At 41.9% G+C, this 26620-nt stretch carries 22 protein-coding genes and 4 tRNA genes; 5 read left to right on the top strand and 21 right to left on the bottom strand.

The annotated features are described in order from the left end of the window. Positions 1-24: 24 nt before the first annotated feature. Positions 25-918, top strand: coding sequence for a TIGR01777 family oxidoreductase (locus tag MN199_RS07020; protein WP_335738881.1), 894 nt, complete (start codon positions 25-27; stop codon positions 916-918). A gap of 11 nt (positions 919-929) precedes the next feature. On the opposite strand, the gene MN199_RS07025 is transcribed toward MN199_RS07020, so the two are convergent. Beyond that, complete coding sequence (locus MN199_RS07025) at positions 930-3416, bottom strand: ABC transporter permease (RefSeq protein ID WP_335738882.1); 2487 nt, start codon at positions 3414-3416, stop codon at positions 930-932. Continuing rightward, a complete protein-coding gene (locus MN199_RS07030) occupies positions 3406-4116 on the bottom strand; it encodes an ABC transporter ATP-binding protein (protein ID WP_335738883.1) in 711 nt (236 codons plus the stop codon). Before MN199_RS07030 ends, MN199_RS07025 begins: the two co-directional genes overlap by 11 nt. On the opposite strand from MN199_RS07030, the gene MN199_RS07035 reads away from it, so the two are divergent. Then, on the top strand, positions 4115-4702 hold the full coding sequence (locus MN199_RS07035; protein WP_335738884.1) for an arylesterase: 588 nt from the start codon (positions 4115-4117) through the stop codon (positions 4700-4702). The genes MN199_RS07030 and MN199_RS07035 overlap by 2 nt on opposite strands. A 58-nt stretch (positions 4703-4760) precedes the next feature. On the opposite strand, the gene MN199_RS07040 is transcribed toward MN199_RS07035, so the two are convergent. The 4 genes from MN199_RS07040 to MN199_RS07055 form a co-directional block, all read right to left on the bottom strand. Beyond that, a tRNA-Glu gene (locus MN199_RS07040) sits at positions 4761-4836 on the bottom strand. Between the two features lie 30 nt (positions 4837-4866). Further along, positions 4867-4942, bottom strand: a tRNA-Glu gene (locus tag MN199_RS07045). A gap of 36 nt (positions 4943-4978) precedes the next feature. Beyond that, a tRNA-Glu gene (locus MN199_RS07050) sits at positions 4979-5054 on the bottom strand. Positions 5055-5068: 14 nt separating this feature from the next. After that, positions 5069-5144, bottom strand: a tRNA-Ala gene (locus MN199_RS07055). 327 nt (positions 5145-5471) lie between these two features. On the opposite strand from MN199_RS07055, the gene MN199_RS07060 reads away from it, so the two are divergent. Further along, positions 5472-6455: an ExeA family protein gene (locus MN199_RS07060; RefSeq protein WP_132583809.1), complete on the top strand. Its 984-nt coding sequence runs from the start codon at positions 5472-5474 to the stop codon at positions 6453-6455. A 27-nt stretch (positions 6456-6482) separates the two neighbouring features. Here the strand turns inward: MN199_RS07060 and MN199_RS07065 are convergent, their stop codons facing one another. The 4 genes from MN199_RS07065 to MN199_RS07080 are packed head-to-tail and all read right to left on the bottom strand — an operon-like array spanning position 6483 to position 11194. Then, positions 6483-8093, bottom strand: a complete 1611-nt coding sequence (locus MN199_RS07065; protein ID WP_335738885.1) for a TIGR03016 family PEP-CTERM system-associated outer membrane protein — start codon at positions 8091-8093, stop codon at positions 6483-6485. Continuing rightward, positions 8062-8964: an XrtA-associated tyrosine autokinase gene (locus MN199_RS07070; RefSeq protein WP_132583813.1), complete on the bottom strand. Its 903-nt coding sequence runs from the start codon at positions 8962-8964 to the stop codon at positions 8062-8064. Before MN199_RS07070 ends, MN199_RS07065 begins: the two co-directional genes overlap by 32 nt. After that, on the bottom strand, positions 8961-10526 hold the full coding sequence (locus tag MN199_RS07075; protein ID WP_132583815.1) for an XrtA system polysaccharide chain length determinant: 1566 nt from the start codon (positions 10524-10526) through the stop codon (positions 8961-8963). Before MN199_RS07075 ends, MN199_RS07070 begins: the two co-directional genes overlap by 4 nt. 38 nt (positions 10527-10564) lie before the next feature. Next, a complete protein-coding gene (locus MN199_RS07080) occupies positions 10565-11194 on the bottom strand; it encodes an XrtA/PEP-CTERM system exopolysaccharide export protein (RefSeq protein ID WP_132583817.1) in 630 nt (209 codons plus the stop codon). Between the two features lie 190 nt (positions 11195-11384). Between MN199_RS07080 and MN199_RS07085 the strand changes: the two genes are divergently transcribed. Together MN199_RS07085 and MN199_RS07090 are read left to right on the top strand one after the other, a co-directional pair. Next, a complete protein-coding gene (locus tag MN199_RS07085) occupies positions 11385-12791 on the top strand; it encodes a TIGR03013 family XrtA/PEP-CTERM system glycosyltransferase (protein WP_132583819.1) in 1407 nt (468 codons plus the stop codon). Positions 12792-12909: 118 nt separating this feature from the next. Further along, the gene (locus MN199_RS07090) at positions 12910-14352 is read left to right on the top strand and encodes an oligosaccharide flippase family protein (RefSeq protein WP_335738886.1); all 1443 of its coding nucleotides are present in this window, start codon (positions 12910-12912) and stop codon (positions 14350-14352) included. On the opposite strand, the gene MN199_RS07095 is transcribed toward MN199_RS07090, so the two are convergent. The 11 genes from MN199_RS07095 to MN199_RS07145 form a co-directional block, all read right to left on the bottom strand. Beyond that, complete coding sequence (locus MN199_RS07095; protein WP_132583823.1) at positions 14353-15717, bottom strand: O-antigen ligase family protein; 1365 nt, start codon at positions 15715-15717, stop codon at positions 14353-14355. Next, positions 15714-16796 (bottom strand): GNAT family N-acetyltransferase, encoded by a 1083-nt coding sequence (locus MN199_RS07100; RefSeq protein WP_335738887.1) that lies wholly within the window; start codon positions 16794-16796, stop codon positions 15714-15716. The genes MN199_RS07095 and MN199_RS07100 overlap by 4 nt, the downstream gene beginning before the upstream one ends. Beyond that, on the bottom strand, positions 16771-18465 hold the full coding sequence (locus MN199_RS07105; RefSeq protein WP_335738888.1) for an asparagine synthase-related protein: 1695 nt from the start codon (positions 18463-18465) through the stop codon (positions 16771-16773). Before MN199_RS07105 ends, MN199_RS07100 begins: the two co-directional genes overlap by 26 nt. Positions 18466-18500: 35 nt before the next feature. Continuing rightward, a complete protein-coding gene (locus tag MN199_RS07110) occupies positions 18501-19658 on the bottom strand; it encodes a carboxylate--amine ligase (RefSeq protein ID WP_335738889.1) in 1158 nt (385 codons plus the stop codon). After that, complete coding sequence (locus MN199_RS07115) at positions 19658-20674, bottom strand: polysaccharide deacetylase family protein (RefSeq protein WP_132583831.1); 1017 nt, start codon at positions 20672-20674, stop codon at positions 19658-19660. Before MN199_RS07115 ends, MN199_RS07110 begins: the two co-directional genes overlap by 1 nt. Before the next feature lies 1 nt (position 20675). Then, positions 20676-21797 (bottom strand): hypothetical protein, encoded by a 1122-nt coding sequence (locus tag MN199_RS07120; protein ID WP_335738890.1) that lies wholly within the window; start codon positions 21795-21797, stop codon positions 20676-20678. A 71-nt stretch (positions 21798-21868) separates the two neighbouring features. Further along, on the bottom strand, positions 21869-23050 hold the full coding sequence (locus tag MN199_RS07125) for a glycosyltransferase family 2 protein (RefSeq protein ID WP_132583835.1): 1182 nt from the start codon (positions 23048-23050) through the stop codon (positions 21869-21871). A 26-nt stretch (positions 23051-23076) separates the two neighbouring features. Continuing rightward, on the bottom strand, positions 23077-23580 hold the full coding sequence (locus MN199_RS07130) for a serine acetyltransferase (RefSeq protein ID WP_132583837.1): 504 nt from the start codon (positions 23578-23580) through the stop codon (positions 23077-23079). Continuing rightward, on the bottom strand, positions 23580-24773 hold the full coding sequence (locus tag MN199_RS07135) for a glycosyltransferase (RefSeq protein ID WP_335738891.1): 1194 nt from the start codon (positions 24771-24773) through the stop codon (positions 23580-23582). Before MN199_RS07135 ends, MN199_RS07130 begins: the two co-directional genes overlap by 1 nt. 1 nt (position 24774) lies before the next feature. Then, a complete protein-coding gene (locus tag MN199_RS07140; protein WP_335738892.1) occupies positions 24775-25407 on the bottom strand; it encodes a polysaccharide deacetylase family protein in 633 nt (210 codons plus the stop codon). A 100-nt stretch (positions 25408-25507) separates the two neighbouring features. Then, positions 25508-26620, bottom strand: coding sequence for a glycosyltransferase (locus MN199_RS07145; RefSeq protein ID WP_335738893.1), 1113 nt, complete (start codon positions 26618-26620; stop codon positions 25508-25510).

The following is a 26620-nucleotide window of genomic DNA, read 5'->3' on the forward strand; positions in this document are numbered from 1 at the left end:
TCTATTTAAGGCAACGGGGCTAACATGCACATATTACTGACCGGTGGCAGTGGCTTAATTGGTAGCCATTTGGTGAAACAATGGCAAGGCGTACATAAGCTTACTGTACTAAGTCGTTCGCCTGAAAAAACAGCAAGTCAACTGGGTAGCAATATCATCGTCGTGTCTAGTTTATCTAATATCAACCTCAACCAGGTTGATGCAGTAATAAATTTAGCCGGCGAACCTATTGTTGGTAAACGTTGGTCAGAGCGACAAAAGAAAGTGTTATGTGATAGCCGCTGGCATGGCACTGCGCTGCTTGTCTCTGCCATAAAGGCCGCGAGTACCCCTCCGAAAATATTTATTAGTGGCTCGGCCATTGGTATCTACGGTGCCCAAGACGCGCAGCTTATTACTGAAGACTATACCCATTACCATAATGATTTTGCTCATCAGCTATGCCAACAATGGGAAGCCCTCGCTCTAGAGGCTGAAAGTCCAGCGACGCGCGTTTGTATACTGCGCACCGGTATAGTATTAGCAAAACACGGTGGCGCATTGAAGAAAATGCTATTGCCATTTCAATTAGGCCTTGGTGGACCAATTAGCAGTGGCGAGCAATATATGTCGTGGATCCATATCAATGATATGGTAAGACTGATTGATTTTATGTTAAACCACCCTACCTTACAGGGTATATTTAATGCGACAGCCCCTACACCAGTAACCAACGTCCAGTTCAGTAAAACCTTAGCTAAAGTGTTACATAGGCCCGCGTTATTGCCTATGCCTGCATTTATGCTGCAGTTGATATTCGGCGAAATGGCAGAGTTATTATTAACTGGCCAGCGCGTAATACCGAGCAACCTAAGCAAGGCCGGTTATGAATTTCAGTTTTCTGAACTAGAACCGGCACTATGCGCGTTACTAAGATAAACTGTTTAGACTTAACCTTGTAATACCCGACGTATTAACTGGGCACTCGGGATACGTAATAAGCGTTTTAACTGCCACCAGCCCAATGCTGTTACCAATACCACACCTAACATTGGCCCTATCCACCATAAATTATAGTGTAAGTTAAAGGGCAAATTAAACACCCGTTGTTGCAGAACAAACAACATTATTTCGGCCAATATTGTGGCAAACAGCCCAGCCATTGCACCCAAGAACACGAACTCTAGCACTAACGCGTTACGTAAAAATATATAACGCGCCCCCAGAGTACGTAATATTGCTAGCTCTTGTTCGCGTTGTTCTAACGTTGCCTGTACCTGAGCCACTAAAACCAATGCTGCAGCCAAACCGATAATAAGCAATATAAAGCTAAGCGCTATGGTTACTTGGCCAATAATGCTATTTACCTGAGCAATAATACTATCTACGCTGATCACTGTTACTGTAGGTAATAGGCGTACAAGCTGATTAAGTAACACACTTTGCTCTGGCGCCAGATAAAATGCATTGATATAAGTTGCTGGGAAATTTGCCAACAAATCAGGGCTTAAAATCATATAGAAGTTTGGCTGCAAGCTATTCCAGTCAACTTTTCTAATGCTGCTTACGTTTGCACTAAGTTCTTGACCACCAATAGAGAACGCTAGTGTATCGCCTAGTTTTATCGCCAGCCTTTGTGCAACCTCCGCCTCAACAGATACTTCGGCGTTAGCTTGCACGGCAAACCAGTGCCCAATGGTTAGCTGATTATTTTGTGGTAAATCAGATAACCACGTTAAATTAAGTTCTCTACCAATACCAACACGCTGCGCCGAACGATCGTCTTTAGTAACTTCCTGTTGTACCTGTTCATTATTGATAGCCGTTAAGCGACCACGAACAACCGGATAATACTGTCCAAGCTTTAATTGATGCTGCTTAGCAAAACTATTAAGCGTATCGCGCTGCGCCTCGGTTATATTAACTAAAAAATGATTAGGTGCGCCTACAGGGATTTGCTTCTGCCACTGTTCAATCAATTCTGAACGCAAAAAATATAGCGATAATGCTAAAAATATCGCCAAGCTAAAGGTGATTAACTGAAAACTATTCGCCCATAAACGCCGTCTTAAATTTGCCATTGCTAGCTTGCGCGCGCTGCTCTGCCCTGCAGCAACCGGTTTAACAAATTTAACTAACACCGCCGCAAAAACCATAAGTACCGCAGCGAATACGGCACAAATCACAAACAAACCAATACTGAGTACCAATTCGCCACTAAATAGCCACATTAATGCCCATATTGCCGCCGCACCTACAACCCACTGCACAACATCAAAGCCTAAGCTAAGCGACGGCTGTTTTAATACATCTATTGCCGCTGTACTAGCTAAGCGCCACATAGGCCTTGCTGCAAATAATAGGGCGCAAATAACGCCGGTTAAACAACCTAACCATAATGGCCGCCAGCTAAACTCAGCGTGATAATCATTTAGGTAATATTTTATTCCCCAATGCGCAGCGTCAATGGCTAACTGCCCCGCTATCACACCTGTTACTAAACTAAATAAGATAACCAAAAATAAATGGCTACCATAAAGTAGGCGTACTTGCTGAGTTGTTGCGCCTAAGGCTTTAATTACTGCCACAGCTTGGGTATTGCGCTGGCTATAACGCGTTGCTGCAACTGCTGCGGCACAAGCGGCTAAAATAATGCCGAGCAACCCAGCCAACAATAAAAAACGCTCTGCGCGTTCTAGCGCGCTGCCAATAGCAGATTCATTATCAAGCTTCTGCCAACGCTGATGTGAACTAAGGTTCGGGGTTATTGCTGATTCAAACTTAGCTAAGTTCGTTGCATTACCAGCGAACAAGTAACGATAGGTAATTCGGCTACCTGGTTGAACAATTTGTGTCGCAGCCACGTCATCGATGTGCATTAAGACGCGCGGTGCCCCGCCAAATACACTTAACGGCGCATCAGGTTCATTCGCTATAACACCACCGACCGTTAACTTAGCCATGCCCAATTCAATCTGATCACCCACTGATAGTTTAAGCAGATCAAACAAGCGCATTTCTAAGTACACGTCACCTTTATTAAGCGATACTGTTTTACCTTCAGCTATTCGAGAGGCGCGCTTCAATAACAACTCGCCCCGCAACGGATAGCTATTATCAACCGCTTTTATTGTCACCAGCTGCATAACATCAGCGGCAAATAGCATTGAATCAAATTGCATTTGTCGCGCAGTTTGCACCTTTAAATTTTCAGCTTGGGCAAAAATAGCCTGATCAAATGGCTGACTAGAACGCAATACACTGTCGGCCGCGGAAAACTGTGCACTTCGCTGCATAAGTGCGCTTTTTACCCCTGTGGTAATGCCGCTTAAGCTAACGACTGAGCCAACAGCTAAAAACAGTGCAAATGCAATAACCCAAAGCTCACCGCGGCGTAGCTCGCGCCAAAATAAACGCCAAGCAATTTTAGCCAACATGTTGTGACCCTTGCATATCCGTTTCAATAAAACGTCCCGCTTGCATTTTATATTGCCGCTGACAGCGCGCAGCTAAATCATTATTATGCGTTACTAACACTAATGTAGTGCCCTGCTCGGCATTAAGCTTAAACAGTAAGTCTTCTATTTTTAACCCTGTAGTCGCATCTAAATTTGCCGACGGCTCGTCAGCAAAAAGCACATCCGGCTTAGTGATAAAGGCTCGTGCTATCGCAACTCGCTGCTGTTCTCCGCCTGAAAGTTGAGCCGGGAAAAAGTCGGCTCGCTCGGCTAAACCAACTTGCTGCAGTAGTGCTAACCCCCGCGCAGTTGCATCTTTAATGCCTGCGAGCTCAGCCGGTAGTGTAATATTTTCTAGTGCGGTTAGGCTGGGCAATAATAAAAATGATTGAAATACAAAACCGACATGCGCTGCTCGCACCCCGGCTCGTTCGTCTTCAGACAGTAAATGTAACGGATATTCAGCCAAAAACACTTCACCTTGGCTTGGAACGTCTAAACCAGCTAACAAACTAAGTAACGTTGATTTACCCGAACCAGAAGCACCAACAATAGCAACCGATTCACCACGATTGATCAACAAACTGATATCATGCAGTATGGTTAATGAACCGTCAGCAACTTTGACACTCTTAGTCAGTCCAGTCGCTTTAATATGAATTTCAGGTGCTATTATCATGCGTATTATCTTCTTTCTCGTTTTAGGTTTATTTAGTCAAGGCGCTATTGCACAAAAACTGCTGATCCTTGGCGACAGTTTAAGTGCTGCATACGGCATGCAACAACAGCAAGGTTGGCCACAGTTATTACAAAGTAATACTGACTGGCAATTAGTTAACACAAGTATTAGTGGCGAAACAACGGCGGGAGGTTTAGCTCGCCTACCAGCGCTGCTTAAACTACATCAACCCGACGTAGTACTAATTGAACTTGGTGGTAATGATGGTTTGCGTGGTTTTACTATTGATTCCATTCAAACAAATTTAAGCAAAATCATTACACTTACGAAGCAGCATAAAGCTACGCCAATATTAATGCAAATACGCATACCACCTAACTATGGACCACGTTATGGTCAACTATTTAGTGATATTTATCCACAGTTAGCAGAAAAACATAAACTTAGGTTATGGCCGTTTTTTATGGATAACATTGCCGTTGATAATACATTGATGCAAGAAGACGGAATTCATCCGAATAGCAAAGCACAACCGCTAATTAGCGATTTTGTTGGAAAGTTATTATTAGATTTGAAAACTGAGTAACAGTGGGATGTGTTTTTAATTAACTAATCAAACTTAATTACTGCGCTAGTGACGCTAATGGCGTCCCCTAGGGGATTCGAACCCCTGTTACCGCCGTGAAAGGGCGGTGTCCTAGGCCTCTAGACGAAGGGGACACAGTAGATAAAGCGTTGAATGAGATGAATTGGCGTCCCCTAGGGGATTCGAACCCCTGTTACCGCCGTGAAAGGGCGGTGTCCTAGGCCTCTAGACGAAGGGGACGCTGTGACATTCATTCAAAAAAGTGTGCAGATTTATTGGCGTCCCCTAGGGGATTCGAACCCCTGTTACCGCCGTGAAAGGGCGGTGTCCTAGGCCTCTAGACGAAGGGGACGCACTGTAAAATCTTGGTGGAGCTAAGCGGGATCGAACCGCTGACCTCTTGCATGCCATGCAAGCGCTCTCCCAGCTGAGCTATAGCCCCACACTTTTATATTCATAACTAATTACATTAGTGCTGAACACGGGGCGCATTCTAGGGTGCCACTCAAAATGTGTCAACAGTTTTTTCTCCGTCACTGTTTGTTCGCACGTTTTTTAAACGCAAAGATTATATTGTCAGCAAAAAATTCAAAAACAGCTGTTTTCTAGTGGCTTAGCTAGCTAAAAATTAAGGTATTGCCTCGACCAGAATAAAAAACTCAACCATGATAAGATAGCATATCTCGTGTTAAGGTCAGTTTTTGTATAAAATAGCACTGCCCTACCAGCCTAAATTTGTAAGCTAGCTATTATTAAAGGATTATCAGTAATGTACGAGAAGTACTACGGACTAAAGGACCGGCCATTTCAGCTCACTCCGCACCCTAATTGGTTTTATGCTAGTAAGTTGCATAAACGTGCGCTCGCCTACCTGCAGTACGGTTTATCGCAAGGTGAAGGTTTTATCGTTATTACCGGCGATGTAGGCACCGGTAAAACTACCATTGCTAACCAATTAGTCAGTCAGCTAAATCAAGATGAGATAATAGCCAAGCAAATTGTAACCTCAAAGTTAGAACCCGATGATCTGATTAGAATGATTGCATCCAGTTTTAATCTAGCTGTAACCGAGCACACCAAAGCAAATTACTTAGACGCGATATACAATTATCTAAAGCGCTTACACTCGCAACACCGACGCGCGCTGCTACTGGTAGATGAAGCTCAGAATCTACCTTTAGACTCTATTGAGGAGCTGCGCATGCTGTCTAACTTTCAATTTAACGGCAAACCGTTACTACAAAGTTTTCTATTAGGCCAAAATGAGTTAAATGCTGTTATCCAGGCTCCTAATATGGAACAATTTAGACAACGTATTATTGCTTCATCAAATTTATCAGCGTTACAAGCAGATGATACTAAAGCCTATATAGAGTATCGCTTAGTTCAAGCGGGCGGCGACAGTTCTATAATCCAAGAAAATTGCTACCCGTTAATTCACCAGCAAAGCCGGGGTATTCCAAGAAAAATTCACACCTTAATGGACCGAGTATTACTATATGGTTACTTAGAAGATAAACGTCAATTAACGATGAGTGATGTGCAGTTAGTTATAGATGAAATAAACCAAGAAGTTGCCAACCTAAGTCCCAATGTCAAACCGGTTGAACAGCACGTAGATCACTATCAAAATAGTATTTCTGCTGATTTAAACAAAGCAATTGAAGATAAATTGAAATTGTTAAAAGAGATGGATGAACTACTGAATAAACAATATAAGGCATTACAACAGCCTGATAATAAACATCAATAATCAGGCTGTTAACTATTTACTACTTACTTAAAAACGATAGGCGTAACTTAACCAAACTCGGTTTTCTTGCATATCAAACTGTGTTTGATTAGAGTTACGCTCTACTCTCCTGATATTAACAGCTAAATCAGAACGCTCATTCAGCTCAACCTTAACTCCTGCCTTTAACTGCATGTTTTTATCTGTTCGTTGCTCTACAGAGTACTCAAGCTCATACCAGTTAATTTCTGAGGTTAATGTCATCAGAGGCGATAAACGCCACTTAGCATTAAGTGACATCGCTCTTGTTCGATTTAACCTATCACTTTCAACATATATATCCTCGGTCCGTGTTACATTTAAACCTAAGGTTAAACGACTTTTATCGTAAGCTAAATTTAACGAGCCGCCTTTACGCAACACCACGTTCTCGGTAATTTCGATATCGGCAACAACAAAGTTTTTCAACGACTCTCCTGCTGCTAGCTGATAGTTTGCTGACGGTGGCACAAAACAATCGCCGATGTTGGTAAAACTACCAGGACAAACGAAGAAGCCTAAATCAACCAGTTCTTGCTCTAGACCATTATTTACGGTGACGCGCTCGTTATAGGTTAATCTAGCCGATAAATGTTGCAGTCTATAGTTGCCTGAAACTTCAACTGAACGGCCGTAATAGCGTCGATCTAGTGTCACCTGTAATGATGAACGGCGCGTTGGAGCCAACAACATATCAAATGCCCAGTAACCATCACTAGTTTCTTCAAGTTGCTGTTGGGTATAGCGGTTATAAGTGGCGTTAACATACGACACATTACCAAACCTATACTCAAGCCCGGTGCCTATAGAACGAAATTCATTGGTATAACTTGTTAAATCGTTGGTTTCATACCTTGCTCGATTTACCCATGAAACACTGCGATGTAGAGGGAGGCCCACACTAACATCAGCATTTTTCGAGGTCAAATTACTACCAATATCTCTTTCGTTTTGTGAATACGAGCTATTAAGTTGCCAGTAAAATTCGTTACCACGTCGTTGCTTGCCAACAGAGAGCCCTGCCGCATAAAACTCATTATTAAAGTTACCTAGATCATCACTATTTTCTGGGCTATCAGATTTAATTTGTCGCGCGGTTAGATTCAACGATGTTTGGATTTTATTATGCGCCGCTGAGCGCAATAGCAGCGACGTACCGAGACTACTGGTTTTACTTAAGTCGGCATAGCCGGTTATTTCATCAGAAAAAATACCACGTTGAGAATTCCTTACGCGATAATCTTTATTTGCACTGACACTCCAAACTAATCGTTTATCCCAAGCGGATAAACGATTATCAAAATTTATATAATCGAGAGATTTGTCAGTGCGTTGCTTATCATCGTAAAATATATTTTTTTGCTGCCAACCGAAAATAGATACTAAGTTTTTGCTATCGTAAAGTAGCGCAATATCAGGCGTTAATACCGCTGCCGCGCCCTTATCCCAAGCATCGTTAGACTCTTTTTTTAACTGGTAAGCATAAGTATCAAGCAGCAAGCTTGGTTTTAACTGCCAATCACCGGCGGCAGCACTAGCGCTTACCAGGCCGAACGTTATCAATAAAGATAACGTCGATATCCGATATTTAGGCACCACCATAATAGTACCCATATCCATAGTCTCCTGCTTGAGCACGATGAGCCTTGTTAATCACAAAACCTACAGCTATTTCAGGTGGGATTAGCGCTATTGATTGTTCAATTTCAGATAATTTAGATTTATTTTCTTCAACCACAATAATAGCTTGCCCACACATGGTGGCGACTACTGCCGTTTCATTGACGCCAAGAAGTGGTGGTGCATCAAATATTACTATTCGATCTTTATAACGCGTAGCAAACTCATTAGCTAATTCAGCCATTTTTTGGCTTGCTAACAGCTCTGTTGATAAGTGATGAGCCCTACCCGCCGATATTATTTTTAAACGCTCAACGTTTGTAGATAAAATAATGTCCTGCACATCTATGTTGTCTGATGACAAATAATCTGTAAGGCCAAGGTTGCTCTCAAAACCTAATGTTTTAGACACCTGAGGTCTTAACACGTCAGCATCAACTAGCAGTACCGTTTTGTCTTGTTCAAGCGCAATACTCAACGCAAGATTAATCGAAGTAAAGGTTTTCCCTTCACCCGGCCTTGAGCTACTGACTAAGATTAAATTAGGGTGTTTCAGTGAGCGGCTTATCGGGCCAAACGCATTACTGATCAACTTACGTTTGATAACACTAAATTCTTCATTGATTACCCGACGTTTCGCTGATAAAGACACAAAATGGCGCTGTTCTAAATCGGCTAAATCTAACTCGATGCAAGTAGAATGTGTGCTTGTGGGTTCGACAGCACCCTGTGTCGCAGAACTAGTATGCTTTTTATAGTCTGCATGTAATGGCGGCTCTATGCTTTCAGCGCTCACTACTTTTTTAAGTGGTGTTGTCGACGAGTCTTTGTTTAATAGCTGCTTATCTACTGCTTTTTCTATAATGCTCACTTAAAGACCCTCGATATGGTTTCTGCTGTACCACCAAAAAATAACTCGCTGACCATTATCATTGCGTAGATTGCAACTAAGGTTCCCGTTAGCAACATAAAATAGATAAAGTGCACGCGCATATTGCGAACTAACTGTGGCTTATTGGTATGTGAAACAAAACCGAATACTGGAATTTCTGATATCGTTTTCAACTGTGAAACAGAGATTAACGTGGGCGAAATTTGGCTACGGATAAAAGCTACCATAATACCTAAACCACAACCTATTAATAACACTAAGCTATACAGCATTAAGCGTTTAGGTCCTGATGGTGCAATAGGTACACGTGGCGGGTCTATCACCCTAAATTGTACATCCTGCTCTGACACATCCGCTTTTCTTGCTAACTCAGCAGCTTCTCTGCGCGTGAGTAATGCTTCATACTGCGCCCTATTTATCTCGTAATCTCGATTTAAACCCGTAAACTCAGCCTCAATTTGCGGTATTTGGCTAAGCTTACTTTCAAATTCCGCGACCTTTTGCGTATAAGCATCAACTTTAACTTTCGCCGAAGCGGCTTGCGATTCCAACGCCGAAATATTCAACTTAAGTTGTTGTACGTACTCGTTAGCAGTACCAATATTTTGCTCACCTGCTGCAAGTTCCGCTAACATGTCTGCGCGTTGTTGCTTTAAAAAGCCCAGTAGTCTTTTACTTTCAACTACATCAGGGTGATTTTCGGTAAACTTAATAAGTAAGTTATCTAAGCTGGTATTGAGCGCGGCGATGCGTTCGTCAAATGGCGTAACAAAATCAATTGGAACGGCATTATTACCGTTCTTAGAGGCAGGGTCTAACCGAGTACGAGCTAGCTGCAACTGAGTTTCTAACTGTTTTAACTCTAAGGTTGCCGCTTCTAAATTTTGCTTTTCAACACCTAACCGAACGTAGTAATTGCTTTCAGCACTCGGCATCATAAACATCTTATTCTTCTTGAATTCGGATAGTTTACGCTCTGCTTCAATTAAACGTGTTTCATACTCAGCAATTTGCTCGCTTAAAAACTTTTCCGCGCCTTTAGAATCGGCTCTTGACGTACCTAAACGGTTCTCAACAAAGGTATTTAACGTCGCTTGCACTACTTTTAATGCGAGCTGAGGTGAACGGTTGTGATAACTAATAACATAAATATTTTCGCGACCAGATGACGAAATTTTAATGTTTTCGGTTAACGTATCGATCAGTTTTTCATATTGCTTATCGTTCACCGCTTCAATATCTAAATCGGTTTCTCGAGCAATTTTCTTTAAATTAGGTCGGCTCAGTAACGTTCTGGCTAGAAGTTTAATTTCTTGATCGGGATTGTTTCTGATCGCAATCCCTTTAAGAAGGGGTTCCAGCATAGTTTGTGTTTCTACATACAACTTTGACTCAGCTTGATAAACAGGCGGAAGCTGATGCACGATATACCAACCTAAAATACACGCTAGCCATGCCGTTATTAATGCATAGCGTCGATGTATCCATATACCACGAATATAGGTTGTAACTTGCTCAATGGCTTCGTTGAGTTGTCTCATTTGTCACTCCATGACGGTACTACTAAATTTGCAATTATTTAAAACCAAGCTTCAGGAATAATAACGACATCACCAGGTAAAATATCAACGTTGGCGCCAATGTTACCATCTCGAATCAGATCATCTAGTCGCAGATTATAAGTCAGTTGAGTTCCATTTGATACACGCACTAGTTTTGCCGAATTACCATCAGCAAACTCAGTTAGACCACCTACGGCAATCATTAAATCTAATAACGTCATATATTCTCTATAACTAATCGCCTGTGGATTAGCTGCAGCGCCTATTACCCGAATTTGCTCACTGTAAGGGCCAACAAAACTATTCACCGATACGGTTACTACGGGATCGCGAATATATTTACTTAATATGTTTTCCATTTCACGCGCTAGTTGCGTTGGCGTTTTCCCACTTACTGGCACATCCTCTACTAACGAGGTAGAAATTTTACCATCTGGGCGTACAATAAAGCTTCCAGATAGCTCAGGATTACGCCAAACAAAAATACTAACATTGTCATTTGGGCCTATAAGATACTGGTAATTATTGACTGAGGTAGTCAAAGAACTCTGCACTGTGGCTTTGGGCAGGTAAACCGCACTACAACCGGCCAACAATACAAATAAAAACAGCACTACGCCATTTTTGGTTAATTTTGCTAATTCCATAATAATGCTCATCCTTTTGCAAACGCATTCTGGTCTAACGCATATATTCGCGCTTTTACGGTGTAGATTGCAAATTAATTTTACATTTCGTTCTACAAAAGTTACATAAACTAGGTTAAGCTATATACAGATGGGTAGAACAAACTATGTAATAGCCTAATTGCAATGGATGCACAAGGATGTGGTCAAAATGAATGCTAGTCGCTATGGAAGGAAGTCTATTGCTGACAAACTTTTTTTATTGGGTGAGCTGTCCCTGCTCTGCCTATCTAGCTGGTTAGCTAGCACTTTAACTAACATCAACAATACCGCCGTTCCGCTCGAAATTCGCTTACTAAACGTTGTTATTTTTGCTGCAGCAGTAATGTTGTGCGCGTTGTCTGTTGGCTTATATGACCACAAACTCCGTGAAGGCAGCAAAGGTATTGTGAAAAGAGTAGTTATCACGCTAGTGTTTAGCGCAATTCTACTTGAGCTAATTATATTTCAGTTATTTTCGTCAATTCATATCAGTAGCTTGTATCTACTTTGGGCATCACTGTTTGCTGCAGCATCAATATCAGGGTTTAGAGCACTCTGCCATTACCAAGATATTAATCGTTTGAGCCGACGCAGAGTATTGATATTAGGTGCAGGTGAACGCGCATCCATTATTGAGCGCAGAATGCGGCGTAACGTTGACCGCCGCGATTTCGAAATCATGGGTTATGTTCGTATCGAAGGTGATAAAGATGCGGCCATACTGCCACACCGTCAGCTGAATGTTGACTACACTAATGACTTATTTAAATTCGTTATGGATAACGAAGTAGACCAGCTTGTTATTGCCTGTGACGAACGTAGAAACAAATTACCAATCGAAGATTTGTTTAAGTGTAAAACCCGTGGCGTTGACATTATTGAAATATTAGATTTCATTGAGAACGAAACTGGGCAAATTGCAGTTAACCTAATTTACCCAAGCTGGGTTATTCATTCTAATGGCTTAATGCTTAATAACGGTTTTAAAACCAGCTTAGGTTATGTGCTAAACGTAGTGTTAGCGATACTTCTATTAGCCGTAACTTGGCCGCTTATGCTGTTAACCGCATTATTAATTTATCTTGAAGATGGCCGCAAAACTGGCGCGTCGGTGTTCTATAAGCAGTTACGGGTTGGTATTGACGGTACTCCATTTTACATTCTGAAGTTTCGCAGTATGAAACCCGATGCAGAGAAAAATGGCGCGCAGTGGGCATCCACAAATGATAACCGCGTAACTCGTGTTGGACAGTTTATTCGTAAATACCGCATTGATGAACTACCGCAGTTACTTAACGTGCTAAAAGGTGAAATGGGTTTTGTTGGTCCGCGCCCTGAGCGGCCTGAATTTGTAGTGCAGCTAGCTAAAGACATTCCCTACTACAATAATCGCCATAACGTGAAGCCTGGTTTAACAGGTTGGGCACAGCTTAAATACCCTTATGGTGCGACGGCTGAAGATGCACAAGAAAAACTTAAATTTGATTTGTACTATATTAAGCATCGCAGTTTGACGCTAGATTTAGTTATCTTGATTAGAACCGTTGAAATTGTATTGTTTGGTCGAGGCCGTTAAGCGACCGTTATTGGCAACTTGAACGCTGTCGCTATCTGCAGCGTTTACTAGTTTTCTTATTCAACTTGCTATCAAGCATCCCGCTTTACTTAGCCCATAATAGGCGCTCTTAATCAGAATGACAGAAAATAATGCGCTAAAAACCAAGGTGCTGCACTCATTAAAATGGGTTGCACTAGGGCGAGCAACGACACAAACTTTACGTTGGATCTTAACATTTTGGGTTATCCGGATTTTAACACCTGAAGACTACGGTATTGTGGCAATTGCTGACATCTTGTTCAGCCTGTTAATGACGATTGCCTCAACCATTGCCATAAGTCCTCTGATACAAGCGCGGAATTTAGAGCAAAAAGCCATATCTTCGTACTTTGGCATTACGCTCTGTATCTATTCACTTTTATTCTGTGGTCAATATTTATTAGCCGACACCATCGCTAATTTGTATAACAATGCGTTCGTTGCTGATGTATTAAAAGTTAATGCGTGGTGTTTTCTATTATTAGCTCTTGAAACTGTGCCGACAGCACTACTTCGCAGGGCGATGGCCTTTAAAAAGTTAGCGCTGATTTCTGCAGTATCTAACATTGTTGCCGCAATAAGCACCCTACTACTGGCAATTTATGGTTACGGTTTTTGGGCGCTAGTCTATGGTGAAATTATTGCTATAGCGCTTAGAGTAGCCATGGTACTGATTTACCATCCCGCGCCGTGCTTGCCTACATTTCGCATTAAAGACAGCCTACCGTTAATTCGCTTTGGTGGTTTAATGTCGGTCTTCACATTAATTTGGTATGTATTTATTCATCTTGACGTTACCATCGGTGGCCTACTGCTTACCACAGCAGAAATTGGTATTTTCACTGTCGCATTAAACTTTGCATTAATGCCACAGAAAAAGATTTTGCCGTTAATCAAAGAAATATCTTTCCCAGCATTCTCTCAGCTACAAGATCAACCAGAAAAAATCACTCATTTTATTGTCAAAGCACAGCGTTTAGGCCTTATTTTTACACTACCCATTTTCTGGGGCTTAGCCTCGGTTTGTGATTACCTGTTGCCATCAATTATTGGCGTAAAGTGGAGCGCCGCTATTTTACCAACAACGTTGGTTTTAATACTGATGCCGCTGCGTTTTAGCGAGGAATTATTTCAGCCCGCAGCTAAAGCATTGGGATATATAAAATATCTTATTATAAACACCCTCTATATGGCGGCATTTGTGTCAGTAGCGCTTTTTGCCTTAAGTAAGTTTGGTGCTACGGGTCTAGCCTTAGCTTGGCTTGTAGGTTTTCCGTTAGCCTATGCCATAGTGCTATATCGTTACAGTAAGCTGTTTAACTTTTCGATGTTGATATTTCTCAAAAGTATCAGCAAAATCATGTTTTGTGGCGTAATTATGGTTGCGATAGTCTGGTCACTAAAACTCTATTTAACCGAGGTTAACGTAACAAACCTACTATTATTGATTGCTGCTGGCACACTAAGCTATGCGTTAGGCCTGCTGCTGTTAGAGCGCCGTACAATACGGGAACTGCAGCAAGCCATATCATCACGCTAGTTATAGCAAAACTTTAATAATGATAAAAAATGCAAACACACTCAATATCGTAAACCAAAAAATACGTACCATAATATGCTTAAGAGATGGTAACGATGACAAACCATTATGCTTTGCCGCTTGAAAGTACTGAGCAATAGCTATTCCGGCAAATACGTAGGCCACTAAGGCGTAAGTTCGACTAAGAAAAAATGCAGCGGCGGCAAAGCCAACCATAGAATAAAACAGACAATCGCTAAGCCATTTCTGATTTTTAATTTGCTCATACTCTTTAGTAAAGGCAACTTGCTCGCGATACGACGCAAAATTTTCAGGTATCGTCGGTAAGGTAATTACGTTAATTTTTCGCTGTGGATATACCATATATAACGTTAGTAGTAAGAACATCATCCATAAACAGTAACCACTAATGCCTAACTCAGCTAAAGCTAATACGTATGAGTTATGCGCAGTAATATTGTGATGCTCGATAAAATTACCCTGGCCGACACCTAATAGTGGTTTCCATAAAAATAGTTGCATACCTTCATACCAAGAATCGACTCGACCTGCAGCAGACTCCTCGTCTACATCAATAGAGCGGAACTTCATAAAGATAAATATCAGTGCCGGTGATAATAACACCGCACTTAAAATCGTTTTAAACTTACCCCAATTTAAATAACTAAATAAACCGGCCATCGCGACAATTGACAGCAAGGCGCCACGGGAGTTAGTTAAATAAACACCATATAAAATATATGCTGCACAAAAGCCAGCTATACACTTTGTTAGCACGCCACCGCGTATAAAGAATAGAAAGACAAAAGGTAAGGTCATAACAAAAAACATACCTAAGTCATTTGGATCGTTAAAAAAACCAACATAGGTAATACGATCTAGCCAAGACAACGCACTGCCCGACCAGCCTATACCAACAGGGCTATTTTTTTGTGAAATACCGTTATTAACCATTACCATAGCCGCAGCAATAGCTATTAACATTAAAATTCTGGTACGAGCAACGGTGGTGGTTAAACCGCTAAAAATAATGATCGGTAACACACCTGAAATAATAAAATTATTAGCGCTGTTAATACCTCCGGTGAGCCAGCCATTGCTTATACCCGACAAAAACATAACCGGCACTAGTAAAATACAGCAGATTACTTGCGGCGGTAATTTTTTATCTTTTTGTAAAACAAGATAACTTGCAAATGCGAGTAATAGCGCCAAGCGGATAATGGGTAAATCTTTAAATTGTTCTAGCCATTCTTGAGGACGCACCAAGATAAGCAACATATAAATACAGAGAAATAGAAAAGGTAATAAGGCGTCGGTCAGTTTCGGTGCCACTAAGCGACTATTGTTAGGTACATCTATCATTTATAACGTCCTGTCATTCTTTTTAACGTGTTTAAACATACTTGCATAACTGCACGCATGCCAAAGTACACCTCCAACTGGTAACAGGCTTCTTTGGCATTACCTAATTCTTGTTTATAACTGATATTTCCCCCCATCATAAAGTCATAATTAGCACAGTGCGAATGCTGTGCCGTCCATAAGTGCAACATCGCAGAGGGGGATAAACTGGCATAGGTTGCCGACCAACCAGCCTGATAAAAGTGCAAACAGCCTGCACTTTCCAAATAATAGTGAATTGCCGCAGGTTCATTATCAATTGTTAACACACTCATATAGCAACACTCTGGATGCTGTGTAATTAGCGCCATGTGAAATGCATTAAAGCTGTTACAACTAAATGCACCTAGTTTGCCCTGCTTTTGCCAGCGTAACTGATGCAAGCGTTTAAGCTCTGGCCAAAAAACTGCAGCCTCGTCTTGTCTTAACCAAGAAAAAACAGCTTTCTTATTGTGTTCGTAGCGCAATATTTTTTGCCATTTACGCTTAATCTGTGATGACAATGTTAAATCTATCTGTTTGCAGTTTTTATATCTAAAACCAGAACCACGAATACTTGCAAAACGAAGCAGCCTTGCTAAATGTAAAATACTGGCGTTAGCACTAATCGCGCGCCACGTAATTTTAGTAACATTAGAGGCATTAATTTTATTGGCAAGTTCAGGCAATAACCTAGCTTGCCAAGCGGGTAATATCAGCAAATCAACAAACTCAGAGGCAACTTCACATTCTTCTGGTTCACCTTGCCCCAAGGGATAGAGCACGCGTCGCTTAGCATTGGCCGCTAGCGGCTGGCTATAGCAAGGTAACAGTGCCACCAATTCACCATTACTAACAAAAACCCATACCTCTAATTGCCAATCAGGTTGCCAATAACAAAATATCCAGTGTATTAACCATGTAGGAGAGCAAAACAGCACGTCACCACACTGTTTATTCAATATATACCACTGTTGCTTAATGCTCGTTAGCTGTTCAAGCGTTGATAACTTAGACCAACCATTCTGTAGCTTATTAATTTCTAACCGCTCCAGCAACATGCTTCATTAAAGGCAAAGGAGAAATATGCCATTGTTTAGCTAGCAGATACAACCCAGCAAGAGTCCACGCCATTTCCGCATTATCTAACCAACTATTTGGCACGTTAAAAAATTCAGCAGCTTGTTGAGTTAGTGGCTTTAGTGGTTCGCTAAGCCAATATTTATGCGGCACCGGAAAGCCAAACTTAGGTAGATACATTAGCTCAGCGGTATAAAACTTTTCACCTAGCGCTCTTAAAACGGGCTTAACAAATTGCTCGCCAAAATAAAGCGCATCAGGCAATTGAGCGGCATACGACATAACCGGCCAGCAGGCAAACGGACTGACTAACTGGATTTTCGCAGCCGATGCTAGCGTATAAAGCTCATAAAAATGATTGACTACGTCGGTAGAGAATAGGCTTTGCTTTAGCATGCGGACATTAGCGTCAAAACCATCTAATAGCGCAACATCAGTATTAAACTGCTGCAATAAAGTTTTTGGCTGTAACGTTAGCGTATTAGCTAGCGACGAATATATATCTTCAGATAACGTCAGTGCTATTTCTTCAGCAATAGCAGTATTGGTATCAAAATTGACCAGCGCTTTTACTTTAGTGCCGATGGGTAATAACGGTATTACCGTATTCACCCCAGGCAACCAATTTAGCACCTTGCGCACGGCTCTATGCTTGTTGTATCTATTGCCAAAACGTTTTACCGCACGAGAACCAAATAAGGTATCAGCACCTTCACCGTACAGAACTTTATTAAACTCACCTGACAGCTGCTTAACAAGCAACTGCAGTGATAACGCACTGTGACTTCGAGGCGCCGACGCTAACTGTTGTACAACCTCGGAAAATAACTGCGTGATGTCAGCATTTTGTATCGGGATCACTCTATGCTCAACGCCCATCTCTCTTGCGAAGGCTTTTGCGGTTTCTAGCTCTGGATTATCATGATGTTCATGCACAGGAGTTATAGCAACAACATCTAACTGTAAATAACAACATATCGCCAGCAGCACTGCTGAATCAACTCCGCCACTAAGCAATACTGCGATCTTATCGCCGGGTGTAATTGAGGCAACAATATTGTCAGCAATTAACTGCTGCACGTGCTCAACATGCTCAGCCATTGATTTACTAGTTTGTTTAACCTTAGCTGGCAATAAGCCGAAACGCATTATAGTAACTGGCGAATGAGATAGCGATAATTGCATCACCGCAGCGTGAGGCATCTTCTTCACGTTTTTAACCGCAGTATCAGTGCCGGTAAGCCAACGAAAATGCAGAGTCTCCATCACGCCGTTAGTATCAAAGTTTTTTGTTGGCAATAAATCCGCTATTACTGAAAACTCTGTGCTTAACCACAACTCAGTATTGTTTTGGTGATAGTACAGTCGTTGCCCGCCCAGCCGATCGGTAAATACGCTGCAGCGCCCATCTGCCTTATTAAACAGGACTAGATTATAAGCACCATCTAGCCGATTAAGCTCGTGTGTTAACGTTGGTGTGGTCCGCTGCAGTAATTCAAGCCAAAAGGCGGGGTCAGTATTAAAATCGGCATTATAAATGTAGCCATAAAGGATCATTACCGCCTGTTCATCTTCCCGGTATAAGCTGGCGCCACTAACGCGCAACCAATAACCTGCGGCGGAAAATAATTGCTGCGTTGGATCCTGCACAGGTTTGTTACGACTAAGATAAAGATTACCGGCGTTCAATGTACTTTAACCTTATTAACCAACGCATTAAACAGCCGTTTTAGCTGAATTTTCAACATATGAATAGAGGGTTTTGCGTCCCACCAAACATGATAAATAAAAACGTGTGGCTTAAATACATTACGTAAATAATCGATAACAATGCGCACCGTGTGTTCACCGTCTTTACGGCGAGAGAAAAAATCTTCATATAAGCTGAGAAAAACCACACCACTTTTCATCTGCACGTTGTAATTAAGTGATTGCTGGCTAAGTAACTGATAATAGGCGGCAGCATTATTGACACCACAACGAGTATCAAAATAATTGCACATTCCTAACCGCGGGTTAAGTTCGATGTATTTATAGGCTCCATCGCGAACATCAAATTTAAATTCAAGCATCGCGGCACCTACATAGCCTAGCGCTTTACCTAGCTTTTTACTTAGTGCTATAACCTCAGCGTTATACTGACTTATGGCGTAGCTCGTTACGCCATAATGTGACGGCGACAACCGTAATCGATTAAAACTAAAAGCTTGAACTAATTCGGAATCATAATCAAAAAAACAGTTACAAACCCACTGGCAACTATCATCCCCGAGTATAACTTCCTGCGCAATAAGCTGCCCAAGTACCGTGCTGAACTGTTGAAAAAACTGCTGAACGTCTAGCGGATTATTAAGTATGCGGTTTTTACTGTTAAGCACCATATGTTGGTGTGAGCGAGGCTTAATAATTATCGGTAATTTTAATACTTCGAGTAAATCAGCTGAATTGGTTAATTTTTGCACCGTTTGGGGTAGTGGTAATATCGCTGCTATTTTTTTTGTTTCCAGAGCTTTATCAATCAACATCGTAGTTATGTCAGGTGACGGCAACAAAAAGCGAATATGCGCTATTAACATATCGTCATTTTCAGCTAAAAAACTAACAAACCAGTCTGATGTTGGAATAACAATAGTGCCCTGTGGCAACTTAAGTAGCTGTTGTTGTAAAAACTCTGTGCTGTTTTCTCGAGGTAAAACTATTTTTTCGCTGGGTAAACGAGAAAAGTTAATAACGTCATCTGGCGCACGGCTTATAACTATCGGGCGCACGCCAATAAGATATAGGCTTCGTGTTACACCAAGACCGTTTGGTCCTGCGCTAAGCACAACAACCATCGCTGTCATTAATTTACCGCCCACAGATCAAAACGTCGATTAACCATTTGCTTAAGGCGCCACACTGAGGATTCCTCTTCAATAGGAAAACGGCGCAATTGAAAACAATTACTCACGTTAAGCTCCCTATTAATGCCAGATACAAATGAAAACGCTAACTGGTAACCAGCTTGTTGTACCAAACGTTGTGTTTCTGGAGTAAAAGAATTGTGGCCACCAACTGGATACGCCAATGAGATTGCTGGTCGCTCCAACATAGTATCCAAACGCTGCTTTGATTGCGTCAGCTCAACTAGTTGTTGCTGGGCGGTTAAGTGCGAAAGAATATTATGCGACAGCGTATGTGATCCAATATGCATGCCATGATCGGCCATCTCTTTTAACTGGGCCCAGTTCATGAATAACTCAGTGGATTTGGGCATACTGACATTTTCAAGCTGAAGTAATCGTTTAAGCTGCGCCAGTTTCTCGGACATCACTAAGCTATTATCTTGCTTTACTGCTTTTAACAAACGCCGAACTCGCGCTGAAATAGAGCCATGCGCTACGTTAATAGGCTGCGGCCAATGTGGTAATTGAATGCTTCGCGCACCAGCATGGCGCACGATCCAGCCAACCTCGTCCCACCAGGGGATTTCTGGCTTATCGATATAATCGGTTGAAACAAAAAAGCTAGCGAAAACTCCCGCTGCTTTTAGTATCGGATAAGCAATCAGATAATTATCAATATAACCATCATCAAAGGTAATAAGTGCCAGCCGCTCTTTGATTTTACGGTTTTCTGACTGCAACCTAATAAGATCTTCAATACTAACAACATCAAATTCTTGTTTATAAAAGGCTAAATGCTGTGCAAAGCGCTCTTCAGAGCAGCTAAATACATTAGGGTCAAACTCGGAGTCTGCTGCCCTGCCAATTCGGTGATAATTAAAACAGTACAGACCACTTGGCCGACGCTGCCATTTTAAAGCCATATGTCCAGATATAACTTCAAGCATAGCTCGGCTATAACCCTTAATGCTCATACTACATTCCTTTGCCAGCCATTTCCTTGTCCTGCAATGGCTTATAACTTGGTTTAGCAATAACGTAATCTCTATAATTATTAGGATTTCCGCTTTCACCAGCTTCAGCAGCCTTTGCGATATTGTACATTTCTCTTGCACTTACATAGTGCAAAACAAAGTTCTCACCATCGTTATATTTAGTTTGTAAATGCTGACACATTTTTGCAAATGGCGCGCCAAGCAAGGTGTCCATATCTTCTTCTTGCGTGCCATGGGTATGCACCTTGATAAAAATCCATTCAGGCCGGCCTTTGACATGAATATTTGATTTTACCCAAAGATCAACACGCTCTGGTGTTGGTGGCATACTTGTGCGTACATCCGCATTTTCAATCTGTGGAAAAATGCCCTTTTTCCGAACTTTCCAATTAAGCCCTATTGGCCCAGTGATTAACATTAAATCACCCCAAGGCTTACCATTTACGCTAACTGGCCGGCCGGTATTATGCGAATTAGGCTGACCTGGGTTGTCTTTAGCATAATACAATGTATTGACCATAGCAGGTTGCGTATCACTTGGCGCTGATGGGAAGGTAAAATCAGCATAACAACCAGTTTCTTTTAATATAATTAACTCGTCGTTAACACCGCACCATCGGCCATCGTGCCGGCAATTATTTAAGCTCCAATTACCGTGAATAAAGCTGTAACTTAATTTTCCAGTTACGTCATCTCGAACAAAGGCACCATGCTCACGATGCAGCATTTCCGTAAAATTAGTTAAGGTTTGCCGCAAATTGTCGCTAGTGTCATTGTCATGATGTAAATGTACTTCTATTTCACCAAAGCCTCGGTAGCATAAATCAGAGATTTTCGCTAAATGTTCGTAGCGATACTCTTCTTCTGGATAATAAAAACAGTGTTGAGGGAAACAGCCATCTGCATCAACAAACTGACCAGCAACGGCAGGATAATCATTAAACCAGCGATCTACTCGGGCCCGTTCTTGCTCAAGTGGAATATTGCGTCCCCACTGCGGCTCATAGTGATCAACAAAACAAAATAAAATATGTTTCGGACCAGTTACTGTTTGAGGCTGTGTCAATGTATGGCGAATATAATTACCTAACCAATTTTGCATGTTTTTTTTGCGTACTATAGCTACAAATACTAGCCAAGCTGCCACTGCGCCAATTATTAATAACACCCACATCACCGTTCGGTCCTCTGCCAATTACCTTGAATATTTGTCGAAAAATAACGTATAAAGCCTACGCCGAGGGCGTAATTCATTGATACAAAAAATACAATTAAAGACAGCAACATAGACAGCTGCTTACCTTGTTTATGCTGACGATAGCCATACATTGCCAGTGCGTAGAATGCCAATTGCATAACAAATAATATGGCATAGCTTGTGTGCTTAAGCAGAAACATATTGCTAAACAGTGCTATTAGCATTAAATGCGGCACGAACCAGCGCAATACTTTATGGCTGACATAGCTAAACAAGCGTATGCCATTTTTAGGATGAAACATCCAACTCATTTGAAATAGTGCTTGATAGTTGCCTAAGCCGATACGAATGCGCCGCCCCATTTCACCCGTAATTGTCGGAGCGCTTTCTTCTAACGCAATCGCCTCGGGATCGTATTTTAAGCGATAGCCGCTGCGGGCTATTTCCATGGCAATTTTATAATCATCAACTACTGTATTCGTTGGTAATGGCTGATATAGCGCATGTCGAATAGCATAATTGGCACCATTGGCACCTAATAACGCATTAAGACGAGACTCGTGAAACTTTAACACCCGCTCATAGCGCCAATAAATGCCGTCACGGTTATTGCCGCTTTGTGCATCAACAAGTTGTAACTCACCACATACGGCGCCAACATTTGGATCAGAAAAATGTCGAACTAAACGGCGAATTGTATCGGGCTTAAATTCAGTGTTAGCGTCAGTTAACACTGTAATGTCAGTACTAACTTTACTCATTAAATCATTAAGAACACTAACTTTTCCTCTATTTTCGGTAAATAAGTAGGCAGTTAACCTTGGGTCTGTTATCGCAGCTAAAATTTCTGCAGTATTATCTTTACTGCCATCAGACCCAACTAACAACGTAAGTTTGTCGGCAGGGTAATCCTGACTAAGAATATTTTTTACTCTATCAGCAATACAACTCTCTTCGTTATAGGCTGCTATAACCACGGTTACAGCAGGTAGCGTTTCATCCGAGATTAAAGGCGCGGTGCGGCTGTTATTATTTCGCCAAATATAACGATTATCTCGCCATAGTTGTACAACACCGCTGATGCACATTAAAACGATAGGATACAAAAAGTAGCTATAAAGTATTATTAAAATACTGCTCCAAAACACCCATTCCATGGTAATACTGCCTTCCTTATATTAATTCAGCGTAAATACGGTTTTGCTGGAATACCAAGCATAGTCGCACCATCTGGAGCAGACTTAGTCACTACGGCATTCGCACCTACTTTAACGTTATTACCAATATGTACCTGGCCGATTATTTTTGCACCGGTACCAATAAAAATATCATTTTCTAGTTGGGGTGAGCGGCCTTTGTCGTCGCCGATGACAACAGCGCTCTCAATAGTAATATTCGTACCGCCACGTACCTTAGAGTTTATTACTACGCCAATAGGATGCATTAGCACTAACCCTGGGCCGAAATCTGTACCGACACCAATAACGCAGCCATTTAACAGTTTATTCAGCTGATAACAAACATAGGCCAACGGCGACAGACGAATGTACATAAACCAACGCATTAAGCGATACAGTATGTTGGCACAGGTGCCGTCTGCCATAATAATTCTTAGCATACTGACGTCAGCACCGTCTTGTTTAAATATTTGCTGCTTACGCTTTAAATCTGCTTTTAGGTTGTTCATCAAGGCAACAACCCTAACAGTTGTTCTGCGTTGTGCGTCCACTGACGATGCTGCTCAATGAAGGTACGAGCGTTTTTGCCAACCTGATGTTGCTGTTGTTTATCACTCACCAACGCAAGGGTACGCGCTATACACGCCTGCCTATCATTGGCGGGGAACAACCAACCGGTTTTATTATCTTCAACTACTTCGGCAACGGGAGAAAAATCAGGAACAACCATCCCCTTAGCCATTGCCATAAACTCAAACAGTTTCATCGGCGAACCGTAGTCGTTTGAATCCGGCAAAATGCCGTAATCCATAGCACCAATATAGGTGGCAATTTCTTTATGATCGACACGCCCAGTAAGAATAATTTGCGACGTAACACCCGCCTGTTCAATACGCTGTTTAATTGGTTCGAAACTAACACCATCGCCCACTAATAACAAAACTAACTGTGGATAGTCTTTAATTCGTTCGACCATTAAATCAACAAACCAGTCAATACCATGCCAGTGTACAAAGGCGCCAACATAACCTAGCACCACCTTGTCATCGATATTTAGTTGTTGTCTTAACTTTTTAGCGCCGCAATCATCCAATACAAATTGTGTTAAATCAGCGGCATTAGGCGAGATAACCGAAGGTGCAATCTGTTGGTGTCCGGTTAACGCGACCTGCTGAAAGTGGCCAGAAATAAATACTAAACCAGTCGCATTTTTAAAAATCCACGCTTCTATTTTGCGCGCAATGCCGGTGAAAAAAAGCGGACGCACTCGATGCACTAAGCAGGAATCATTGACCTCAAGTATTATGGGTTTACTATTGCGCTTTGCCCACCACACCGTAGCAAACATAAACAAAGAATAGCGCTCATAAATCAGTTCAATATCTTTACTTTTAACCTCTTTACGCAAGCGCCACAGTGCAGGTAAGTTGTAAGCCAACTCAAATAGCTCGAACACCGCTTCTGGCACATAACGGGTTAAATCGAATAACCAGCGAAGTACTGGGCTGCCTTGTTTAGCCTTGGTATTGGCGACAACAGAATCAACAGCTGCAGTCGGTGCTGGTGCAGCTTCAGGGTCTGCACCTGGCAGTGATAATAAGTGTACAGTGTGCCCTAGCTGGCGTAAGCCATTGGTAACACCCATAATATGCACACCTTCTGCGCCCTTACCTCGTGTTCTATGATGAAACAGAATATTCATATTAGAACTCCAATGGCTTAAGTTGAAATCCCTGGCGCTGCCACGTAGGAATTAACTCTGCTAAAGCATCAATACAACAATCAGCATCGTCGTGAAACAACACAATATCGCCGGCTATTACGGGTTTATCTAGCAAATTTTTAACTATTTCTCTCGGTGCCAGTTTTTTATAATCAAAAGAATCACGGCTCCAATGTACGGCTTTGATGCCCATTTTCCGTAACGACATTAGTACTCGTACCGTCCACATTCCCCTTGGCGCACGAAAAAACACGCAAGGCTGTTGCAAGATTGATTCGATAATATGCTTACTTTGATTTATTTCATCTAATTGCTGCTGGAGGTTTAATTTCGGTAACAACAGATGTTGATAACTATGATTCGCTACCGTATGACCACGCTGTGCTATTTCGCGCACCAGTTCTGGATACTGATTTGCATTTACACCAATCAGGAAAAAACTAGCTTTAGCATTAAAGGTGTCAAGCAAAGCAAGTAATTTTGGCGTAACATCAGGATGTGGGCCGTCATCAAAGGTTAAATATAACGCTTTTTGCGCAGGCGAGTATTTTCGCCGCAAAATAGTTTGAGGGATCAGCTTTCTGAGTCGCTGCGAAATGTCACTAACCGGCATTAATTGTTGTCTCCGTCTTCATTTATCGCCACCTTGGCTTATTAGCAACCACTCACCAACGGGCATACGCCGTGGTTATACACTATATTACACTGGCGTTTTAACCTAATATCTGCTTCATTTGGCTTTTGTTTTTTTGCCAATTAAATTGTAACGCGTGCTCTCGTATCGCCTGATGATCCCAAGATTTACCTAATGCCGTTTCCAAAGCAGCCGTTAAATCAAGCACATTAGCGGGCGTTACTAAAAAGCCGGTAACATCGGGTTTTACTATCTCGGGTATACCGCCAACCGCAGTGGCAACCACTGGCGTGCCGGCAGCCATAGACTCGAGCAGCACGTTAGGCACACCCTCATGATAACTAGGCAGCACAACTAACGTTGCATGCTGCATTAATGACGGCAATTTTGCATGCGCAACATTGCCAAGCATCATAACGCGCCCGGTTATACCTTGTTCACCAATATAGCGCAGCATTTGTTCTTGCATTACACCCGCACCCGCTATCACTAAGACATATGGCGAAAATGCCGGTGCTAATGCCGTAAACGCCTGCAGCAACTCCATCACGCCTTTATCTTGCTTTAGATTACCAACAAAAAGTAAGTATGGTGCACTAATTTCACGCTGGCACTCGTGATTAAACAACACATGATCAACGCCATTATACACAACCTGAATTTTCTTGGCGGCAATACCCATTGTCATCATATGGTTACGTAGCTCTTCTGATACAGAAATAATAGCTTGAGCTTTGTTTGCCGCGCTAACTATCTGCTTCGCTCTTGCTTTAACATTGCCATGTAAATGAATATCGGAACCATGTACTTTGAAAAAAAATCGACAGCCAAATAACGTAGCTAACCAACTGGTTGCAACAGCATCGGGAAACGCCCAACTAGCCAACATAACATCGGGCTTTCGCTGCTTAAGCCAGAATCCTGAGTGCAATAATAGTGATAAAAACATTGAAACCGAATAAAAACGCCTGCCAACTTTGGGCGTAAAAAAGAACGGCACATAGCGTAAGTGTTTAGTTTGCTTAACCTGTTTAATATGCTTAAACCAATCAATAAAGCTTACCGGCACCAAAATTGATAACTCGTATTCTGACTCCAACAAAGCAAATTGCTGACGATTAAAGCTCGCCCGCCCCAGCTCCCACGGCAGCGGATATAAATTAGAGATAATAACTAATCGTTGCGGCGACAT

Origin of the sequence: Rheinheimera metallidurans (assembly GCF_036983985.1) — a bacterium.
Taxonomy (GTDB): domain Bacteria; phylum Pseudomonadota; class Gammaproteobacteria; order Enterobacterales; family Alteromonadaceae; genus Alishewanella; species Alishewanella metallidurans.

Coding starts and splice junctions, on each gene's coding strand:
- MN199_RS07075 (WP_132583815.1), bottom strand. CDS start 10,526: ATGAGACAACTCAACGAAGCCATTGAGCAAGTTACAACCTATATTCGT.
- MN199_RS07115 (WP_132583831.1), bottom strand. CDS start 20,674: ATGAGCATTAAGGGTTATAGCCGAGCTATGCTTGAAGTTATATCTGGA.
- MN199_RS07125 (WP_132583835.1), bottom strand. CDS start 23,050: ATGGAATGGGTGTTTTGGAGCAGTATTTTAATAATACTTTATAGCTAC.
- MN199_RS07120 (WP_335738890.1), bottom strand. CDS start 21,797: ATGCAAAATTGGTTAGGTAATTATATTCGCCATACATTGACACAGCCT.
- MN199_RS07100 (WP_335738887.1), bottom strand. CDS start 16,796: ATGTTGCTGGAGCGGTTAGAAATTAATAAGCTACAGAATGGTTGGTCT.
- MN199_RS07140 (WP_335738892.1), bottom strand. CDS start 25,407: ATGCCGGTTAGTGACATTTCGCAGCGACTCAGAAAGCTGATCCCTCAA.
- MN199_RS07060 (WP_132583809.1), top strand. CDS start 5,472: ATGTACGAGAAGTACTACGGACTAAAGGACCGGCCATTTCAGCTCACT.
- MN199_RS07110 (WP_335738889.1), bottom strand. CDS start 19,658: ATGACAGCGATGGTTGTTGTGCTTAGCGCAGGACCAAACGGTCTTGGT.
- MN199_RS07030 (WP_335738883.1), bottom strand. CDS start 4,116: ATGATAATAGCACCTGAAATTCATATTAAAGCGACTGGACTGACTAAG.
- MN199_RS07130 (WP_132583837.1), bottom strand. CDS start 23,580: ATGAACAACCTAAAAGCAGATTTAAAGCGTAAGCAGCAAATATTTAAA.
- MN199_RS07065 (WP_335738885.1), bottom strand. CDS start 8,093: ATGGATATGGGTACTATTATGGTGGTGCCTAAATATCGGATATCGACG.
- MN199_RS07135 (WP_335738891.1), bottom strand. CDS start 24,773: ATGAATATTCTGTTTCATCATAGAACACGAGGTAAGGGCGCAGAAGGT.
- MN199_RS07085 (WP_132583819.1), top strand. CDS start 11,385: ATGAATGCTAGTCGCTATGGAAGGAAGTCTATTGCTGACAAACTTTTT.
- MN199_RS07035 (WP_335738884.1), top strand. CDS start 4,115: ATGCGTATTATCTTCTTTCTCGTTTTAGGTTTATTTAGTCAAGGCGCT.
- MN199_RS07145 (WP_335738893.1), bottom strand. CDS start 26,620: ATGTCGCCGCAACGATTAGTTATTATCTCTAATTTATATCCGCTGCCG.
- MN199_RS07090 (WP_335738886.1), top strand. CDS start 12,910: ATGACAGAAAATAATGCGCTAAAAACCAAGGTGCTGCACTCATTAAAA.
- MN199_RS07080 (WP_132583817.1), bottom strand. CDS start 11,194: ATGGAATTAGCAAAATTAACCAAAAATGGCGTAGTGCTGTTTTTATTT.
- MN199_RS07020 (WP_335738881.1), top strand. CDS start 25: ATGCACATATTACTGACCGGTGGCAGTGGCTTAATTGGTAGCCATTTG.
- MN199_RS07025 (WP_335738882.1), bottom strand. CDS start 3,416: ATGTTGGCTAAAATTGCTTGGCGTTTATTTTGGCGCGAGCTACGCCGC.
- MN199_RS07095 (WP_132583823.1), bottom strand. CDS start 15,717: ATGATAGATGTACCTAACAATAGTCGCTTAGTGGCACCGAAACTGACC.